The organism is Variovorax sp. OV700 (assembly GCF_900099805.1).
Taxonomy (GTDB): domain Bacteria; phylum Pseudomonadota; class Gammaproteobacteria; order Burkholderiales; family Burkholderiaceae_C; genus Variovorax.
Window position 1 is genome coordinate 18,115 of sequence record NZ_FNDR01000006.1, and the last position, 19,411, is coordinate 37,525.

Annotated in this window: 16 protein-coding genes; 13 read left to right on the plus strand and 3 right to left on the minus strand. The window is 60.9% G+C overall.

Annotated elements, in window-relative coordinates; genetic code table 11:
* Positions 1–21: 21 nt before the first annotated feature.
* Genes BLR24_RS15300 through BLR24_RS15320 form a run of 5 tightly spaced genes read left to right on the plus strand, consistent with a single transcriptional unit; the run spans position 22 to position 7,808 of the window.
* Entirely contained in the window at positions 22–936 is a 915-nt protein-coding gene (locus BLR24_RS15300; protein WP_093018313.1) for a trypsin-like serine peptidase, read from the plus strand.
* Entirely contained in the window at positions 926–2,818 is a 1,893-nt protein-coding gene (locus BLR24_RS15305; RefSeq protein ID WP_139188763.1) for a phospholipase D-like domain-containing protein, read from the plus strand. Before BLR24_RS15300 ends, BLR24_RS15305 begins: the two co-directional genes overlap by 11 nt.
* 6 nt (positions 2,819–2,824) lie before the next feature.
* Positions 2,825–3,949: a hypothetical protein gene (locus BLR24_RS15310; protein WP_093018317.1), complete on the plus strand. Its 1,125-nt coding sequence runs from the start codon at positions 2,825–2,827 to the stop codon at positions 3,947–3,949.
* Between the two features lie 9 nt (positions 3,950–3,958).
* Positions 3,959–6,688 carry an ATP-binding protein gene (locus tag BLR24_RS15315; RefSeq protein ID WP_139188764.1) on the plus strand — a complete coding sequence of 910 codons (2,730 nt, stop codon included), beginning with the start codon at positions 3,959–3,961 and terminating at the stop codon, positions 6,686–6,688.
* A 1-nt stretch (position 6,689) separates the two neighbouring features.
* Positions 6,690–7,808, plus strand: coding sequence for a trypsin-like peptidase domain-containing protein (locus tag BLR24_RS15320; RefSeq protein WP_093018321.1), 1,119 nt, complete (start codon positions 6,690–6,692; stop codon positions 7,806–7,808).
* 809 nt (positions 7,809–8,617) lie between these two features.
* On the opposite strand, the gene BLR24_RS15330 is transcribed toward BLR24_RS15320, so the two are convergent.
* A complete protein-coding gene (locus BLR24_RS15330) occupies positions 8,618–9,562 on the minus strand; it encodes a hypothetical protein (protein WP_093018325.1) in 945 nt (314 codons plus the stop codon).
* Positions 9,563–9,721: 159 nt separating this feature from the next.
* Between BLR24_RS15330 and BLR24_RS15335 the strand changes: the two genes are divergently transcribed.
* From BLR24_RS15335 to BLR24_RS15345, 3 genes are read left to right on the plus strand one after another with little or no spacing between them, the layout of a single operon-like run.
* The gene (locus BLR24_RS15335; protein WP_093018327.1) at positions 9,722–10,306 is read left to right on the plus strand and encodes an RNA polymerase sigma factor; all 585 of its coding nucleotides are present in this window, start codon (positions 9,722–9,724) and stop codon (positions 10,304–10,306) included.
* On the plus strand, positions 10,303–10,695 hold the full coding sequence (locus BLR24_RS15340) for a hypothetical protein (RefSeq protein WP_093018329.1): 393 nt from the start codon (positions 10,303–10,305) through the stop codon (positions 10,693–10,695). The genes BLR24_RS15335 and BLR24_RS15340 overlap by 4 nt, the downstream gene beginning before the upstream one ends.
* On the plus strand, positions 10,692–11,534 hold the full coding sequence (locus BLR24_RS15345) for an ImmA/IrrE family metallo-endopeptidase (RefSeq protein ID WP_093018331.1): 843 nt from the start codon (positions 10,692–10,694) through the stop codon (positions 11,532–11,534). Before BLR24_RS15340 ends, BLR24_RS15345 begins: the two co-directional genes overlap by 4 nt.
* 203 nt (positions 11,535–11,737) lie before the next feature.
* Here BLR24_RS15345 and BLR24_RS15350 read toward each other — a convergent pair whose 3' ends face one another.
* Complete coding sequence (locus BLR24_RS15350; protein WP_093018333.1) at positions 11,738–12,616, minus strand: hypothetical protein; 879 nt, start codon at positions 12,614–12,616, stop codon at positions 11,738–11,740.
* A complete protein-coding gene (locus BLR24_RS30415) occupies positions 12,613–13,491 on the minus strand; it encodes a hypothetical protein (RefSeq protein WP_139188765.1) in 879 nt (292 codons plus the stop codon). Before BLR24_RS30415 ends, BLR24_RS15350 begins: the two co-directional genes overlap by 4 nt.
* A 616-nt stretch (positions 13,492–14,107) precedes the next feature.
* On the opposite strand from BLR24_RS30415, the gene BLR24_RS15360 reads away from it, so the two are divergent.
* The 5 genes from BLR24_RS15360 to BLR24_RS15380 all read left to right on the plus strand — a co-directional run bounded on the left by BLR24_RS15360 (position 14,108) and on the right by BLR24_RS15380 (position 19,066).
* The gene (locus BLR24_RS15360) at positions 14,108–14,563 is read left to right on the plus strand and encodes a hypothetical protein (protein ID WP_093018337.1); all 456 of its coding nucleotides are present in this window, start codon (positions 14,108–14,110) and stop codon (positions 14,561–14,563) included.
* Positions 14,564–14,567: 4 nt separating this feature from the next.
* Positions 14,568–15,326 carry a hypothetical protein gene (locus tag BLR24_RS15365; protein ID WP_139188766.1) on the plus strand — a complete coding sequence of 253 codons (759 nt, stop codon included), beginning with the start codon at positions 14,568–14,570 and terminating at the stop codon, positions 15,324–15,326.
* A 21-nt stretch (positions 15,327–15,347) separates the two neighbouring features.
* A complete protein-coding gene (locus tag BLR24_RS15370; RefSeq protein WP_093018341.1) occupies positions 15,348–16,415 on the plus strand; it encodes a hypothetical protein in 1,068 nt (355 codons plus the stop codon).
* 27 nt (positions 16,416–16,442) lie between these two features.
* The gene (locus BLR24_RS15375; protein WP_093018343.1) at positions 16,443–17,009 is read left to right on the plus strand and encodes a tyrosine-type recombinase/integrase; all 567 of its coding nucleotides are present in this window, start codon (positions 16,443–16,445) and stop codon (positions 17,007–17,009) included.
* Between the two features lie 656 nt (positions 17,010–17,665).
* Entirely contained in the window at positions 17,666–19,066 is a 1,401-nt protein-coding gene (locus BLR24_RS15380) for a hypothetical protein (RefSeq protein ID WP_139188767.1), read from the plus strand.
* Positions 19,067–19,411: the final 345 nt, after the last annotated feature.

Sequence of the window (19,411 nt, forward strand, 5' to 3'; positions counted from 1 at the left end):
AGCGCACACTAGGAGAACACCATGCCCATGGACATGCACGCAAGGGTGGGAAGCTGGGAGGTCGTCGGAGAATCCGCAGTTGAAGCGACACTGGTCACCGAAGTAGCTGAGCTCAAGTACTACCGGCCGCTCAAGGCAAAGCGTATCGACGAAGGCTTCATCGCCGAATCGGGCGCGCCCATGGAGACGGCGACCGCCGTCGACGCGGCCGACGGCAGCTTCAACCGCGAAGCCATGATTTACGAGGTCGTTCTCGGCGAAGACGACCGCGTGAAGGTCGACCCCGCGTCCATCCGCACCAATCCATGGCGGCAGATCTGTGCCCTGCGCATCAAGGCCGCAACCGGGACGCAATATGTTGGCACCGGCTGGTTCATCGCGCCCAATGTGCTGGTCACGGCCGGCCACTGCGTCTACATGCTCAAGGAAGGCGGCTGGGCCAAGTCGATCAGGGTGGCGCCGGGCTTGTATGGCGACGACGTGCCTTTCAATTGGATCACCGCTACGCGCTTCGCTTCCGTCAAGGGGTGGGTGCACGCCAACAGTCGGGACTACGACTACGGCGTCATCTTCCTGCCCGAGTCCGAAACCGGGCGGCGGGTGGGCAACTTCTCGGTGCGCGCACTGCCGGACGCCGCCTTGAAGGGCGTACAGGCAAGGATCAGCGGCTACCCGGCGGACCGCGAGCAGGCTAAGTTTCAGTACTACCACGAAAGGCCTGTGATCGGCGTGAGCGAGACCCGCCTCGACTACGACCACGACACCTATGGCGGCCAGAGTGGCAGTCCCATCTGGCAGAACACCGACCAGACCGGCCGCATCGCCGTGGGCATCCACACCAACGGCAGCACCGCGGGCAACTCCGGCACGCGGATTAGCCCGCCCGTGCTTGCGAACCTGATCGTCTGGATCGAGGAGAACACCAGTGAGCAATGATAGATTCATCCCCGGACGCGATGGCACTGACGCTCAACCCGACACCGGCACGCCACGGGCCGAACCACCCTCCACGGCAGCGGAAGCAACGGCGGCGGAGCTGCGCAGGGACAGCCACGGCTACTACGTTCAGGCCGGCACCGCGAAGGTCCGCGTCGATGGCGCGAGCATCCGTTCCGTGCTTGGCGAAGTCGCTATTCCCAGGCCACGCCCGTCCAGCCGCAGGGTGTCGATACAGCCGCTGGCAGCAGCCATCGCCGCAGCCGCCAAGCACCGGGCACGCTTGCATCAAATGGGCGCGCTGGCCGTGCGTGCTGGCTATCTGTTCCGGGCCGGGAAGATCACGAACACGCCTTGTGTTGTCGTCGCTTTCGCCCCGGGTAACGAGTGCGCGGCCCGCGCGCCGACCGACCTCGACGGCGTGCCGTGCGACGTGGTCGCAGCCGACCCGCTCGAGCAGATGCGCGCCTTGGGCACGGAAGCGGCTGCGCTACTTTCATCCGCCGACATCCCGCTGATCGAATCGATTCAGCTGCCCGACGACGAGTCGACCGAAGCAGTTCCGGCCATCACCTATGAGCCTCCACGCGGCGTGCGGCTCGACCCCGTGACCGCCGCCATGACGATCATTTGCTGCGTTTCGCCCGACGCCGGCTGGTCAGTGCTGAAGCCTTTCCTGCTGGCAACCAGCGAATCCATGGTCCTGGGCATGTACGACTTCACGGCGCCCCACATCTACACGGCGATCCGCTCGGCGCTGAAGGATTCGGCCGTCACGTGGACGCAGACGCTCGGTCCGAAGGAGTCGCTGCCCGCGGAAGACGACGTCGACTCCACCAAGGCGGGCGACTTCACCGAAGATAAGATCGTGCGCGGCTTGAAGCGGGCCGCGGGCTCGCGGTTCACCAGTACCTTTGCGCGGACGGGCGCGGGGCAGACCTTCGCCAGCGCCTATCACATCAAGGTGGCCGTGCGCGACCAAAGCGCGTTTTGGCTGTCCAGCGGCAACTGGCAGTCGTCCAACCAGCCCGACTACGACTTCCTCGCCGCCGACGCAGACCGCAGGCTGATCCCGAAGTACAACCGCGAATGGCACGTCGTCATCGAAAACAAAGAGCTCGCCAAGACCTTCCAGGCTTTTCTGGAACACGACTACCGCACAGCGCTCGGCCGTCCCCAGGAAGAGGCCGCCGCCGTCGCCATGCCCGACGTGCTCGTGCCTGTGTCGGAATTCCTCGAAGCCGAAGAGGCGGCGCGCGTGGACCTGGAAGTCTTCCCGCCGCTCAAACGCACCTTCACCCGAAGCAGGCCGGCGACCGTGCAGCCGATCCTCACGCCCGACAACTACCTGCCCGTTGTACTGGACCTGCTGCGCAGGCGTCCCGCGAAGAAGCTGTATTTCCAGAACCAGTCGCTCAACCCCGTAAAGGCTCCCACCGAGGAATTCGCGGAGCTCATGGAACTGCTGGCGGAGTACTCGCGCGACGAAAGCCTCGACGTGCGGATGATCTTCCGCAACATCGGTCCCGTTCGCAAGAAGCTCGAGTCGCTCCAGCTCGCCGGCTTCAACATGGATCGCGTGCGCATCCAGGCGGGCTGCCACACCAAGGGCATCGTCGTCGATTCGAAGATCGTGCTGCTGGGCAGCCACAACGTGACCAACCAGGGCGTGCAGGTCAACCGCGACGCGAGCATCCTCATCGAGGACGCCCCGATGGCGGAGTACTACGAGCGTATCTTCCTGCACGACTGGGAAAAGCTGGCGAAGGAGACCGTGCGCACGGAGTCAGGCGCGGTGGTCGACGGCGGGACGGAGTCCGAAGCGGCGGTGGAGGATGGCAGGTTCGTGAGGGTGCCCTGGGCGGAATACTTCGGAGGGTAGAAGCAGATGCTGACGCTGAGCGAGCGGGACGAGGTGATCCTGGAGCTGACCAAGACGATCATCCAGGGCACGGACATTCGGGGAATGGTCAGGGCGGCACTCGTGGACGAGGACGAGTCCAACCGCCTTCTGACGCTTCTTCCGATTGGCGTGGCCAACGCGGGCGACCTGGCTTCGATCCTGGTCGCCGTGTCCATTCGCGACCAGTGGCGCGCGCAGCCCACGTGCTGGCTTGCGAGCATCATCACGCGCCTCAACCTCTCGGCACAGCTGCCCGCCTTCCGCGACGTCGTCAATCGGCTGAACGCGAAGATCAATCCCAACCCCGACCCCTTCGACAAGACCTGGCTTCGCAAGGAGCGGTTGCCCTTCTTCGACAGGGTGAAGTTTCGCGCCATGGCCAAGGCACTGATCGAAAGCGGAGACCAGCCGATCCTGAAGGTCAATGGCCCTCCGGGATCGGGCCGCAGTTTCAGCCTCGACGCGCTGGGTGCCATCGCGTCGATCGAGCCGAAGCCGCCGATCGTCTTCGCGGTGGCGCGAATCAACGCCGAATTCCAGGCGCTGTACAAGGTGTGGCAACTTGCTTCCGACCTCGCGTCGCAGATGAAGCTCACGCAGCCCAACCAGCCGGCGAACACCGATGCATCCTCGGACGACCTGCCGCCCGAGGCGGGAAGCTCATACCCCGCGACGCTGGCGCGCTGGATCCTGTTCAATGCCCGGCAGCAGACCGATCTGCACGTCTTCGTCATCGAAGGTGCCTTCGCGCAGGACGTCGATCCGGACATCCCGCTGTTCGTCAATGCGCTCGCGCAGCAGATTTGCCTGCCCACCCAGCGGCAGCAGATGCGCTTGATCCTCATTGATGCCATAGGCGAACTGGTAGGCGTGCAGGACGCCGACTGGGTCGAGGAGACGCTGACCGACGCGGCCGACCTGATACCGGACGATCTCGTGCCCTGCATCGAACGCCTCAACCAGATCCGCGCGGAGAAGGGGCTGGCGCAGATGCCCGAGCTGCCTCTCGTGATGGCGAAGGCGATCCTCCGGGAAGCGCCGGCGGCCGGCAAGGCGCGCCTGGCGCATCTGCACAAGCGCCTGCGCGGCTTGCTGCCGCCCGCGGGCTAGGAGACCTTGATGCTACCGATCGCCCTCGCCAGCGAACCTGACGGCCCGTCCCGCCGCGCGATGGAGTTCCTGCATCAAAACCCCATCCGCGCTTTCGGCGCCGAACCCGATGTGCAGACCGCATACCGCCGGGCCGCGGCCGTGCTGGCCGCCATCCGCGATGTCTCCGCACTGAGTCCATCCACGAGTGTCTCTGATATCTCGGCTGCCGATCGCATCCTCGAAGACGACCTCGTCCGGGCCGCCGGCAGCCTGCCCCTGGACGGCGACTGGGTCATGCGCAACACCGTGCGTGCCGAAACGTTGCGTGCCATGTCCGACCAGGACATCCGCGATGCCCTGCAATGCAACCCGCAGGAAAGGACGGGTCGCGTGCAAAGCATCTTCGAAGACCTGCTGATGCAACGCGAGGTTGCCGTGCACGACCTCGACGAACGTGGCCTCGAAGGGTTGCTGCAGGCCATTGTCTGGCTGAAGGACGTGCGGCTCGCGGAAGATGTCGCCGCCGCTGCGCGGCAGCGGCTGGCCTGGATCCGGTTCGCGTCGCACTTCGAACGCATGGCGGGCGACGCGGTGTTCTTCGGCAGGGTGAGCGAAATGGACCAGTTGCGCTCTCACGTGGGAGTGCTCCCGCCGGCGCGCCTGCTGCAGAAGGTCAAGAACCTGGTAGGCAGAGCAAGGCCGGCGCTGTCGCTGTCGGGACCTGGCGGCATCGGCAAGTCGGCGCTGGTTGCGCGGTTCGCGCTCGAACACTTGCGACTCGACGAGAGCGTCCGCATCCCGGTTGCGTACCTCGATTTCGACCGCGCGGACAGGGACATCGGCAACCTAGAAGCCCTAGTGCGCGAAATCGCAGACCAGATGCAGATGCAGCAGCCAGGCGCGCTGCGGAAGTTCGCCGAAGACCGGAAATCCAGGAAGGGCCAAGATGGGGATGCCCGCGCGGTGTTCGCGCAATTGTGTCGTGCCCTTGCGACGGACGACGTCCCCAAGCCGTTCGTCATCATCGTGGACTCGTTCGAGGAAGTGCAGTATCGCGATGAAGCGAGGGCCTATCCCTTCTGGGATCTCCTGGACAACGCGCTCGCGAAATTCCCCTGGATTCGTGTCGTGGTCTCAGGGCGGGCGCCCACGTACACCCTGAAGCTTGGCGGTCAGCCGCCCGAGCAGATGCTACTGGGCCAGTTCGACCTGGAGGCAACGCAGGCATTCATGCGCTCCAAGGGCGTGGAGGACAGCGCGGCCGCCGAGGCAATCCACCGGCTGGTGGGTGGGATCCCCCTGTCGCTGATGCTGGCAGCGAAGGTGCTGAAAGCGGAAGGCAAGAGGTCCCTCGAATCCTTCAACGGACGCAACCGTTTCTGGCGTTCGCCCGCAGACGACGTGATCCAGGCCCAGCTGTACGACCGCTTCCTCGGCCACATCCACGATCCCCGTGTTCGCGCACTCGCGCATCCGGGCCTCGTGCTTCGGCGCGTGGATCCCGATGTCATCCTGAGCGTCCTGAACGGGCCCTGCAAACTCGAACTCACCAACATCGACCAGGCGCGCAGCCTGTTCAACGAGCTGGCCCGCGAAACGTCGCTGGTCATGAGCGACGGCACGGACGGGTCTCTCGTGCACCGCAGCGACCTTCGCAGAGTGATGCTCAAGTTGATGGTCGTGCGAGAGCCCGGCAGGGTGAAGACCATCCACATGGCCGCGCACTTATGGTACTCAAGGCAGCAGTCGCTCCGGGCGGAGGCGGAAGCGCTATATCACGCACTGCACTTGGGCCACGAGCCTTACCGCGAGGACTTCCGCAAGCCCGACGTGCGGGCGAGCATCCAGGCTTCGATCGCCGATTTCGACGTCGGCGTCCAGGAAAAGCTGCTTCGATTCGGCTTCATCGTGGACCAGAACGTCTTCAAGGAGGCAAGCGCCGAGGTCCGCCAGACCGCGCAGGTGGCGCAGCTGGAAGAACGCATCCCGCACGGCGAACGTGCCGCGGCGGAAGCCTACGAATCCGCCCGCGTGCTGGAGCAGTCCACGGACAGCCCCGCATCGGTCCAGTTGCTGCTGTCGCGGCTCGCCGCGCAACTGGGCAGGGTCCATGACCAGATGACCTGGCTGGAGAAAGCTTTCGAATCGATGCGCCTGGTGGTGAACCCCGTGCTGAACCTGGAGTTCTTCAGCGACTACGCGTGTGCGATCCGCCCTGGCGGCGTGCTGCAGAAGCCCGCCGCGGAATTCACGGAGGTGCTGGAGCATCTGCATGCCCTGGCGGACCGCAACCAGTCCGCATGGGCATTCGCGCAAGTCGCCCTGCATCGGCTGAGTATCCGGTCGGAAGACGACACCCAGAATGCCGTCCTGGCTGCGCAGGCGTGCTCCGATGTCACGAGGTTGGAGGCCGTGGACCTCTGGGCCATCTTCCCCCTGCTGCCCGAGTGCCTGCCGTTCATGCGGCAATTCGACGAGGACGTTCTGTACCGTCTTTCCACGCGCTTGACCGACCGCGAGAGCCCGTTCACCACGGCGGCGTTTCCCGGAGGCTCCGGAGTCGAGCGTGACACCCTCGCATGGCTGGTTTCGCAGTGCAAGCGGACTCGCGCCGTGAAAATCGCGGACCGGTCGTACCAGTGGGACCATGTGCTGATCGAGGCCTTCATGTCGATGGCGAGGGTCTGGCCCTATCGCGTCCTTCGCGTCCAGCACGTAAGCACGTTCGCGTCCAACGTCTTGCGGGAATCGATCTGACATGCGCTACCTCGATCCACCGAGCTTCAATGCCCTCATCGACGCCGCCGTGCAGTCGGGGTTGATCAACGCGGACCTGGAGGCTTTGGTGGGAGGCATCCACAAGGGCTTCGTCGGTATCATCCCGATGTCCAACAAGCCGCTCGAAAGGTTCGAGGCGCTGCTGCTCGCATTCAATGAGCGCGAGCGCCTGCTCGACGGGACGGTGCCGCTCGCGATCTTCCTGCAGAACTGCGTGGCCTGGCTGCAGAGAAGGAGCCTGCCGGAAGTGGAGTTGTTTGCTTCGCATGCCTCTCACTGGGGCAATCTCACCTCCGGCGTGCCGCCGGTGCAGGTACCCGCCACCACGACAGCGGCAATCGCGAACGAAGCCTTCACCACCGGCCGCGACGAAATGGTCAGCTTCAGCTTCCTCACGCTCGGCTCACAGGCTGGCCGCAGCATCGCCCAGGTGCGCGTGCCGCGGTTCGATGGCGGGCAGCAGAGGTTCCTGGCGAGCGGGCAGCCGTGGGTCATGAACGGCACGGCCTGGGTAATCGGCAATGGTTTGGCCATCACCAATCACCACGTCGTGAATGCAAGGAACGCGGACGAAGCGAAGGCTTCCGTCGCGGACCTGACGCAGCAGACGCGCAATGCGGAGCTGGTCTTCGATTTCGACGCACCCGATGCCCCGACTCGGCGCTTCAAGGTGCGCGACCTCGTGGCTTTCCACGAATCCCTCGACTACGCACTGCTTTCCACCGACCCACTGCCTGACTATCCGCCGCTGAAGGTGCAGCCCGGCGCGTTGACTCTGTCGGCCGGCTCATGGGTGCCTCTCAACATCGTCCAGCACCCTCGCGGCGAATACAAGCGCGTCGGTCTACGCAACAACCTCGCGTGCGATGCGACGGCGACCGAAGTCCTCTACCTCACCGATACCGACCACGGCTCGTCCGGCTCGCCAGTGTTCGACGACAACTGGCGCGTCGTCGCACTGCATCGCGGCGCCAAGCGCGCCAACGACGTCAAATACCTGGGCCGCGACGTGGCCTACGTGAATCTCGGCAGTCAGATGTCTGCCATCTTGGAGGACCTCAAGGGTAAAAATCCGGCTGCCTTCGCGCTGCTGCAATAGCCGGGCGTCAAACTCGAGTGTCACAGGCCAGTCTGAAGCGGGCATATCCGAAGGACAGCTACGCAGGGCGGATTCAACTGGTCATTGCGAAGTGCGGGAAGCGGTCGTTCGTGGATGCGCGTGCCTATAGCAAGACGTCCCGATGGTGTCCAGCGCCTCTTCCACCTCTTGAGCATTCACATGGTTGTGCGGTCTGGCGAACAAGTAAGTGACGGGCCGCAGGCCAGCTCGCTGACAGCTGGGTTACGGCGCTTTTAGCAACCGAACTGAATAACGCTGTATCCCCCACATGACGGCAAAGGTATCGTCGACTTCATACCAGCGGCCGATGGGGCGGCCTGAGCTGTGATTTGCGCCCATACAGGAACATTCGCAGTCGGCACCAACTGCATTCCAACACGCAGCAGCACAAACCTCCTTCTCTCGGTAGAGCTGAATGACATAACATGCGCGGTATCGGCTAAAAGCTAAGCGAATTGTTCGCTCAAACCAAGCCTGGGGAATTCCCCAAGCTCCGTTCTCTTTATCCCAAGCCGGTTTGTTTCTCTCACCATTTCGAAGCCAAACTTTATTGTCTTGCGCGTAGGGAAGACGAATTAGCAAAGGAGCGGGACGTTGCCGTTGGAATATCACGGGAAGCCGGGTCTGCTTCCAAAAATGGCTGAAATCGTCAATAGGAGCGTTATTAGACATTTTCCCCTAACGAAATGTATCCCGCAGAATCTACGAGATAAGTTGGACGATGCGAGATATTCTGGACACGGGCTACAACCGACGGCTTCCGCTGCGCCGTCCAGTCGACCTGTGCACTACGCCGCCTTTCGATCGTCGCTTAGCACCGAGTCCAGCGCGTCGAACCAGCGCCGTGTGTGCACGATGCGGGCAGTATGGGCTCTGGCGTCGAGGATCTCTGCCTTGGTCATCTGGGCGACGCGCTCCCACGATTCCATCGGCAGCACATAAGTGGCGTTGTTCACCTGCGGGCATTCCAAGACGCACAGCTTCAATCGTGCGAAGCCGAAGACGGCGTACCCCTCGAAGCCCCCCAGGCCAATGGCCACGAAGTCCGGCTTCTTGGCCCCGACGGCAGACAAGCGGGCACGCAGCACCCCCCGGTTTCCCGCAGGAGCATGTTCGACGACGCCCTCGAGAGCCGGCAGCGCGGATTCCCACGGGTTGCGGCCCGGGGGCAACAGTTGCCAGTGCAGCCGCCGCATCGGGGCGTTGACCCAGCTGGTCAGCTCCTTATCCAGCACTTCGAAGCCTCCGAGCGCCTCGCGCATCATGTTGGCGCTGTTGGTCGCCACAGCGACGCTGAACTCGTCGTTGGAGAACGGGCCTGCCAAGACGTAGATTTGGCCATCGGCGCGCATCTTGACCTCCAGCTCGATGCCGTAGGGCAAGATGTGGGTGCGGGGGTAGCGCTGGTACGGGACATCGACCACTTTGGACTTCTCCTCGGTGTGGTTGCGACCCGCGAACTGCGTCCAAGTCCAGACGACCTGGCGGTAGGCGATTTCTTTCGGCCGGTCGCGGTGGACGATGTCGAAGCCCTCGGCGTTGCGCCGGGATGCCGGTCCTTTGCGGGCCGGGGCCAGCACGCGCTGGCCGGGGACGAGCGGCACCTCGAAGCCGAGGTTTTTCAGCCGCGCCTCGACGCCGGGGTGGACGACCAAGCCGAGCATGTACAGCTCGGTCGGCTGGAGGTGCTTAAGGTACTTCGTAATGTTGCGGGTTTTCCGGTTAATCTGCATGGCTAGGATTCCTTGTAAATGAGCGGGCTGCGGGAATGCTGCCCCTACCTACTAGGACTCCCCAGACCGGCTCCGTGGACGCCGGCACAAATAAATTCTTTTCATTCGGCCCGTCCACGGCTGTGGGGTCGAGAGTCATAGTGAGGGAGAACCCCGTCTATGTCTGCTATTCCCGAACCCGAAGAGCGCCTGTCCAAGGCCGAGGTAGAGGCCGCTCTTAAGAGCCTGAGCCCGGCCGACTGGGGGCGTGCGGCTTCCATCGCCACGGCCTTCTGCTGTGGCCTGACCGGCTGGACGCCGGACGACCTGCTGCAGGAAACGCTGTGCAGCCTATTGGACGAAACCCGCGTCTGGCGACCCGGACTTCACCCCCTAGTCGTTCTCAAGACCGCGATGCACAGCATCGCGAGTAATGCGCGCAAGCGCAACGACGCCAGCCCCGTCGACGAGAACGTGGTCGTGGACCCGTTCGAAGCCGACGAGGACGACAAGACGCCGGCGGCGCACGGCAAGGTCACCATCACCCCTGAGGACGAGCTGTCTGGAAAGCAGCAGATGGCCGCCCTCTACGCCAAGCTCGGGGGCGACGAGGATTTGGAATTGCTCGTCATGACCTGGGCTGAAGGTTTGCGAGGCGCTGACGCTCGCGACGCCCTGGGATGGGATGAGAAGAAGTACGACGCGGCTCGAAACCGACTCCTGCGCCGATTGAAAGCGCTGGACCCCGACCGGAGACCGACATGAACACGAAGCCGACCAACGAATTTGACAACTTCATCGACACCTTCGTCGATGAGCTGATTGCAACCCCCGACGACCAGATTCTTGAAGGCCTTGACCCAGCCGCAGTGCAGGCCAAGGGCCTTGGTCTACTCCAGGCGGCCAAGACTAACGCCAGCCGTTCGCGACTTGCCGCGGCCAAAGCCGGATACGCCGCCTTGAAGTCTAAGCCTGCCATGGCGCCTCAGAATGTTTCGGCAGAGGAAGCACGACGCTTCTTGGCGCAGGCAGCCAATGACAGCAGGTTCACTCTAGCTGCGCGCAACCTTGGCGAGCTATCTGACGACGAGGCGATAGCGCTGTACACAAAGCTTAAGAGCATCGAGTCATCCAGGGACGGAGATGACAAGTGACTTCGACCGTTGGCGATCGCGCCGAGGCGTTGATTGCGGACCTGGGCATTAGCAGTCCTGACGAACTGGACGTCGAAGCAATCGCCTTCGACTCCCAAGTCGAGGTCGTCTACGAGGCGATGACAGGATGCGAAGCTTCGCTCGTGGGCTACCGCGACCGTGCCATCGCCACCATCAATCCCTCGGGCGTTCGCGGACGCGAGCGGTTTTCCGTGGCGCACGAACTCGGCCACTGGCACTTACATCGAGGGCGCTCTTTCAAGTGCCGCGTGGACGACCCCAGCGCTAACCTGTCGTCGGAGCGGGCCTTGGAGAAGGAGGCGGACAGCTTTGCAGCACACCTGCTGATGCCCGGTCCTCTGTTCAACCCCGTGGTCGCGTCATTCGGGAAGCCGACGTTTCAGCAACTGACCCGCGTTGCAGGCGATTTCGGGACAAGCGTCATGGCCACTACGCTGCGTCTGGCCAACATCAATACGCTTCCCGTCATCGTGGCCTGCTACGACCGCCAAGGCAGACGCTGGGCCATGCCCGCCCGCGACATCCCAAAGCGCTGGTTCCTCAAAGAGAAGTTGGACGAAGACTCTTTCACGTACGACTTGCTCCATCAGGGCAAAGAGTGCCGAGGGCTAGGGAAGCAACCAGCCGACGTCTGGTTTGAGAACGATGATGCCGGCAAGTTTGAAGTCCAGGAGCAGTGCATTGGCAGCACAGACGGCACGGCGCTCGTCATGCTCTACCTGGAGTCGTCGATGCTAGAGGCAGGATTCGACTGGACCGTCGGCCGAAAGTACAACGAGTACGGTTCTTATGTTGCTCGCAGAACGCCGATACGCTAGCGTCAGACTCAGTAGCCCGCCATCTGGATTGATTGGTAGCAAGTCCGACTGGAGCCGGGTTGGGTTTACCCCAGCGCGGCCGTTCTCGACAGACCGGTTGTGGTCGAACTGACTCATCTTCGACGAGTAGGTGCTAAGGAAGGGCTCTCACGCGCGGGCGTTGCTTTGCCCTGTCCGCAGTTCTTATGAACTTGTCTCGTGCTCTATCTCAACAGCGCTTCCAGACGCTCAAGCTCACTCGATGCTTCGCCAGCGGATGTGACCTCGATGACGCGCACTTTCGCCCACTCTGCATATCTGCGAATCTGCTCATGCGCTTCTTTTGCGATCCGTGTTCCGTCGGAATCTGGGGCCTCGGTGAGAGAGCGAACGTTGAGCATCAACGTGGGTTCGAAGCGATTGACACCAAACTCAGTGCGAACCACTTCAAGATCCAGAATCTTGCCCTTCAGCTCAGCTTCCGCCGGCGGCGCCTGGTTCGAGCTCGATGGCACAGAAGCGACTTGCAGGACGACGGGTCCAACCGCGTAGTCAATGAACACGATGGGAGCATCTTGCTCGCGCTGCAGGCGGACGTGAAAGCGGCGCTGGCGCTCATCGTCACCAGCTGCAAATGTTCGACGAATCTGTCGAATGAATTCTGAGGTGCGCCTAGTCGCATTCGGTGGCGACAACAAGTCCGGCGCGTATAGATCAGCCGCGCTGCCAAAAACAGTGAGCGTGCGAACGGTCGCGTCCAAAAATTGCTCTACGCTGTAGGCGCGAGCTTGCTGAACAGGACCGAGCGAAAAGCTATGGAATAGCGGTTGCACTTGTTCGATCGGGGCGCCTCGAACAAGCCTATCGGTCATGAAGGCAGCGCACTCGCTCAACATAGCGCTCGCTGAGTCGCCGCGTGCCCTTCCGAGCAGCGAGCGCAAACGCTCTGCGCTAAGTAGCACGTAAGCTTGAGGTGCAAGATGTTCGGCCTCTGGGCCAAGAGGCTCGACGCACAAAATCGCAAAGACTCGCTCGCCAGTATTCTCGATCGGCTCCCACATCACGCCTCTGTACCTAGCGAGAATTTTGGGTGCGCTGATCATGGCTCGAAGAGTGGTCGCGTCGGAGATGTCCACTGCAAACTTGATTGGGGGCCGGCCAAGCGGGCATCCAAAAGTAGAGCGAGCGCCGGCAACCGGAGAATGATGCCACGAACCACGGTCTCAGCGTCGGAAAGGACATCGTCGATCATGGAATTTCCTGACCTCCAGTGCCCCATCATCGTTACGAGGCCTTCAAGCGTTTTTGCGCGTGTTGAAAGCGCTTTCGGCTGATCCAAAATAGCGTGATCTCCCGGACGACGCCGGACAAGCTGCGCGGCTACTTGATTGCGCTGCGCCCGATAGCTGACGAGATCCGCTCGCGTCTTGGAGCTGAGTACTGCTTTTACCGATTTGGCCAGTGGTTTGAGGGCGTGGTCATGATCGATAAGCCAGTATTTCGATCCTTCCAGGATGAAGTTTCCAGCATGGCGGTCTCCATTCGCAACCAGCTCGTCCCAGGCTGCACTGGGTGCAGCAGTAGCCGAGTCGCAAAACCGTTTCCAGACATAGTCATCAACAAGCGGGTCGCCGGTTCGCGCCCGCGCGCGCTCCGGCCACCTCAGAACGCTGCCGTAGCAGAGAACTTCGGGGAGACCTGGTATTGGACGGCCGTGCTCAGCAAGACCCGGAACATCGTCTGGATTTGCAAGCACGAGCATCCCTCGTGGCACTGGAATTTTGAGGGCAGTCGCTGCCAGTGAGCAGCCGAGCTCAATCGCAACTTTTACGGTGGACGGGATGTGTTTGAGGGCAACCGGTATTGCTGGATCTGTGACGTGGGCGGTCTGAACCATCGCACTCCACACCGGATTCACTTGACCATCGAATATTGGACGCCCGGAACTCACAAGGTGAACAACGGGCAGCGTGCTCACGTCATCGGGGTCAAACGGCCGTGGAGATTTCACGTTGCGCCTCCATGTTCAAGTTGAGAATCGAAGATGCCTGAGCCCTTGAGCCAAGGCGGCCCCGAACTTGATGTTTTCCCGTGCCCTTCTGAACCGCGATCTGCCATTGATTCGCGTCGTGGTGAGCGTAACAGTAGGACGCTCTTAGCGGCGCCAACTCAGGTGACTGGGATGGTCGGTCCGCCGTCCTTTCTTCTTCGGTTCTCTTTTCCCCTTGTCGGGCGCCCATGCGGACGGTCCGATTCTGGCCGATAGTACCCATTGCACGAGTGGGGCGAATGTCGGCCGCCGCCCATAGCGGAAGTTGGATCGACCGCCGTTCCCCATCGAGACGATGTTGCCCATCCACTGCCTCCAGCTGTAGTGGAAGCCACCGTCATGTACAAGAAGCGCGACACGGAAACTTGGTCTGGTGCAGCACGGGGCCGCGCAAGCCCAAGTGGCTCGTTGAAGCTCAAGCAGCCGGCGACGACATCGAGAAGTACCGCGTCAAGTAACGAGCACTTGACCAGTTAAAAAAGCGCCCTTGTGGTGCTTTTTTTCATCTGGGCGGCAACAATGCTTGCAAGGGGGAAGCAAAAGCATGGATGAGAAGAGGATTGCCGAACTTCGCAAGTTCATAAGCACCGTGACCGATCCGAAGATCAGTGCCTTCATTGATCTCAAGAAGCTCTGCCAATCAGGCACATACAACCTGTCTGTCCAGATGGCTACAGAGCATGCCGCCAAGCACGGTGACTTCAACTACCTCAACCACCTGCTGACCCTCGTGGAAGGCAGCGTCCATGCCACCGACCTCATCTTCTCACTTCGCCCCAAGCTCAACTTCGTGCTCACGGAGACGAAGCCGCGCAAGTTCAAGAAGGCCACGCCCGAGCAGGTAGCCAAGGCAGCAAAGCAGGCCCTCTCCAAGCCCATTACCGTCAAGACTGCCCCAGCAAAGCCCTCCAAGAAGGCCGCGAAGCCAAAGATAAGCCACGATCTGATGGACTCTCGCCTCATGCTGCCTGGCAGTTACGGGCATGGCAAGCGACGCTGACACCATGAACATTCCTCAGAATCGCAAGTTCAAGTGCTGGGCTGCTGCCTGTTGTGGATGCGGCGAAGGACCGTCAGCCGAACACATCGTGTCCAAGTGCCTGTTCCCCGAAGGGGTTGTCCACGTTTCAGGCTTTGACTGGTGCAAGGGTGAGACCAAGTCCATAGGGGTCAACGGGCTTGAGAGGCAAATCCTCTGCAAGACCCACAACTCGGCCTTGTCAGAAATAGACGCAGAAGCCAAGAAAGCTATTGGCCTCTTCCAGCGCTCAGCACCGCCAACCAAAGACGACCCGCTTGGCAACAACAACGTCGACGGCCACAAGTTAGAACGCTGGCTGCTCAAGACCGCCATCAACCTTTCCTACCGAGGGAACTTGCACATCGGTGTCGGTATGAACGGTTCTGTGCCGGGTCTGCCCTCCCCCTACCTCATCGATGTGGCGTTTGGAAAGCTGCCCTTCGGCCACCAAATGGGCGCTCACTTCCTCTTCCCGGCAAAGGAAACATTGCACCAGCCTAGCGAGATCGTCATGATTCCGCTGATCAACGACGGGCACATTGGAGGCTTCTACTTTGAGCTTCGCTCGCAGGCTGTGTTTCTGAACCTGTTTCCCGGTCACGCTCCACCGACCCTAGGCACCGTGGCAGCGAAACTGGAGCTTCAGCAAGCGCTCCTAGACGCGGAATTAGTCTACCGACCGCCAAGCATTGCTACAGCCTCTAATAGCATGCCGATAAGTATGATCAGGTTTCAGTGGTAAGAGATTCAGGGAGCCAGAAGAATGACCAAACCCGTAGCGAAGAAAGCGCCTACGACAGACTTTGAGAACTTGGTGCGCAATGGCATTGACTTTCTTGAGAAGGCTATGTCTCAGCTTGACAGCGATCCGAAGCACTCGGTCATCAATTTCTACACGGCAGTAGAGATTTTTCTCAAGGCTCCACTCGTATTGGATCATTGGACTCTGGTCATCGCTGGGCGCGAACCAGACCGACAAAAATATGACTCAGGTGACTTTGTTTCTGTATCTTTTGAAGAGGCATGTTCGCTTCTGTCCAAGACGCTAAAAAAGCCTCTTCAAAAAAGTGCGAGAGATGCGTTTGACAAAGTGCGCCAGCACCGCAACCGCATGGTGCATTTCTATCACAGTGGGCTCAATGGCAAGCAGCGTAACGAGATTAAGCTAGAGCAAGCAACCGCCTGGTTTGAATTGAACAGATTCGTAGCTGACACCTGGCGTGAAGAATTCAAACCGTTTACAAGCGAATTCCAGCGAATGGAGCGAACGCTGATCGCCAACAATCACTACGCGAAGGCCAAGTACGAAGACCTGAAACCGAAGATTGAGGGCATGAAGAAAGGTGGAGCGACCTTTGAAGATTGCCCCCGCTGCCATACAAACGCCTACCAAGCTGAAGAGGAAGCCCCTCGCCTGACCTCTCACCACTGCATGGTATGTTTCCACAGCGGTAAGCGGCTCCAGATAGATTGCCCAGATTGTGGCGACTCCGACCAGTACATGGAACCTTACGACGGGTTCTCTTGCACGGAATGCGACTGCGAAGTCTCAGGCGAAAGCGAAATCTTTGAGCTGCTCGATCAAAACAGTTTTCGCGGCACAAAGGACGGCCTTGACGCCGACACCCCGGCCAACTGCGACGAGTGTCAGGGCTATCACACCGTATGCGAATACCAAGGCGGCTACCTCTGCACCAACTGCTTCGCCTACTTTGACTCAGTGGGCCAATGTCAGTGGTGCAACGACCCAATGACTGGCGACACCGACCACACCTATGTCACAGGCTGCGAACACTGCGACGGGTATGCGGGCCATCATGCCAACGACTAAACAGATGTACCCTGGAACAAGGGCAAGATGGTCGGCCAGAAGGTACCCTTCAAGCTCAAGGACATTTGGGGGCTGCGAGTACGGCTGCAACTGGAGGGCCGAGTGCGCGAGCTCGCTCTCTTCAACTTGGGTCTGGACAGCAAGCTACGAGGCTGCGATCTTGTTAGCCTGAAGGTCGGGGACGTCTGCCACGGAGAGCAAGTTGCCCCACGGGCAACAGTGATGCAGCACAAGACGCAGCGTCCAGTGCAGTTCGAGCTCACGCCCGGAACCCGCGAGGCTGTACAGGCGTGGATCCAGCGCACCGGACTTCGATCGGACGACTTCCTGTTCCCGAGCCGAATGCACGACTCGCCGCACCTCAGCACCTGGCAGTACGCCCGGATTCTTGGTGGCTGGGTCAGAGAGCTTGGACTAGATCCTGCCGACTACGGATCACACTCGATGCGACGGACGAAGGCAACGCTGATTTACCGGTGGACGAGGAACCTCCGCGCGGTGCAGTTGCTTGGCCACTCCAAGCTTGAGTCGACCATCAGATACCTGGGCATCGAGGTGGATGGCGCCCTGGAGATCTCGGAGACGGAAATCTAAGCGAGTGTCGATTGAGCGGCACAGATTCGTCCGCCTTGCTGCGGCGGTGAGGCGTATCGATGCGCTGCCGGATGCCTCGATTGCGGCGCAAAGCAGCGGGCCGCGCCGACTGACCGCAACCAGCCGTCTAGAGCGGGCATATGCGAAGGGCGGCGTCGCAGCGATTGCTGTCGGTCGCCGTCGCCCGCTCAACTCACAGTGTCAGCCAGGAAGCTGACGTTCGATCATCAACGGCAGTGGCACATCGCCGGCTTATACCAACCTTCTGCAGATGTCGCCCGGAAAGCGCGATCCGCCGACAACGCGGATGACCGCTAACCCATGGCGCCGAAAGGCGCTGCCGACCCTGAGCGGGCGGCTGTTAGGCCAATGGTCTCCTTCTCGGTCCAACGAGACCCTGCGTCACGGGCCGCGCGACCACATCAGGCGAAATCTCTATCGTGTTGCTCTACGCGATGACCGCATCGAATTTTCCAGCGAGCCACTGCGATGACAACGGGCGGGAAGTCCGGCCCGGCCTCGGGCCCTTCGGCCATTTGTTCGGTCAGGCGAACCCCATGCAGCAGACTGCCCGCCTCTCTCCTTTGCTTCTCCGCTTTACGTCTGCCCCACCATCTATGCTGTGGCCCGGCGATTCATGAGCGCCGACCACCAATATGACACCTTTTCAGTCCACACCGATCTGGCAGATGGGTAAGCCCGCATCTGGAATCACTGACTCGGAGCGCTATCTTGGGGTTCTTGCCCGAAAGGCATTTCTGAGCTTTTGGAGCTTCCAGAACCCTTTCACCGACGAGAGCGGTGGCCGCGAACTGTGCGATCTGCTGGTCGTGTTCGGCAACGATGTCATCGTCTTCTCCGATAAGCATTGCAATTTCTCCAATGCGCACGCCGTCGAAGTGTCCTGGCCGAGGTGGTTTAAGAGCGCGATCGAAAGATCCGCCAAGCAGTTGGCTGGAGCGCAATCCTTCATAGAGCAACATCCCAACCGCATTTTTCTTGATTCAGCCTGCGAGCATCCATTGCCCGTTCCCCTGCCGTCCAGGGAACACCTACGGTTGCATTTGGTGGCCGTAACCCGGGGTGGCGTGCCAGCGGGGGAACAATACTGGGGCAACAGCAGCTCTGGCAGTTTGGTGATTAACACCCAGCTGCATGCGGAAGACCACAAAACGCACCCATTCATGGTGGGATGGCCCTTAAAAAAGCGTCTGTTCATCCACGTGGTCGACGAACTCACCCTGGATGTCCTGCTCGGTGAGCTGGATACTGCGCCAGACCTGATCGAATATCTTCGCAAGAAAGAGGACTACCTGTGCAAGCCCGGCATGGATTTCGTCATCAGCGGCGAAGAAGACCTGCTCGCCTCCTACCTGCTAAATCACGACAGTGATGCTGCCACTGGTTTTGCCTTTCCTGTCGTTCCCGATGGCAGGAAACTGGTCATGTTCGAAGAGGGCGGATGGTCACGCTTTCGGGCGAGCGACGCCTATGTCAAATGGAAAGAACTAATTGCAAACAGTTATCTGTGGGATGAACTCATTGAGCATCAGACAAGTCATATCCAGAACTCGACGGCCCAGGTGCTCAGACGGTTTGAAGACGCATCCAGTGATGTGCATGCGCACGAAGAGGTCCTTCGGGCAATGGCCCAAGAGGGTCGCATCGGAAGAAAGCTGCTGTCCGAGGGCCTCAAAGACGTCCTGACCCGCAGTTTCGCAGAAGAAAGATTCAGCAAGACCATGGTTCTGCCGAGCCGGCCGGGGCGCGCCTATGTGCTCATGGTGTTGCGGCGCGACCGGTCAGTGAGCGAAGAGGACTACCGTGCACTTCGCAGAACTTCATTGGTCGGCTACTGCCGGGCAGCTCGCTTGAGAGTTTCGGGCATTCACGAAGTGGTGGGCATCGCTACCGAGCAACTTGACTTCCGCCAGGCCACTCAAGACTTCATGCTAATGCAGTTCACCGGTCCAATGAGTGAGGAGGGAAAGCGCGAGGAGTTGGCAGATCTGCGCCGGCACGGAATATGGAAAGATCACTGGACATGCGTTTGCTAGGCGTGCCGGGTACATCCCGAGACAGGAAGCAACCGCGATCTCTTCTGACGCTGCCAGCAGCGTTCGCTTTTCGGGCGTACCCGAAGGGCGGCTACGCGGCTGACCACCGGTCAAAAAAGGGGGTGGCCGAATGCATATGGTTGGGCACCCATCTTTGATTTCTTCTTTTGGCGCGGTGGACTCGCCACCAGCCGTGGCCACCAATGCAAGATCAGCGCGGTCACGAAAGTGCAGTGGCGATCCGCACGAACGTAGCTAGCGCCGCAGGCGCAGGTCCCTTGCCGAGAAGACCGCGCTGGTTCGTCGAAACTACGAACCGGGCATGAGCGTGTCGCTCGTTGCGCA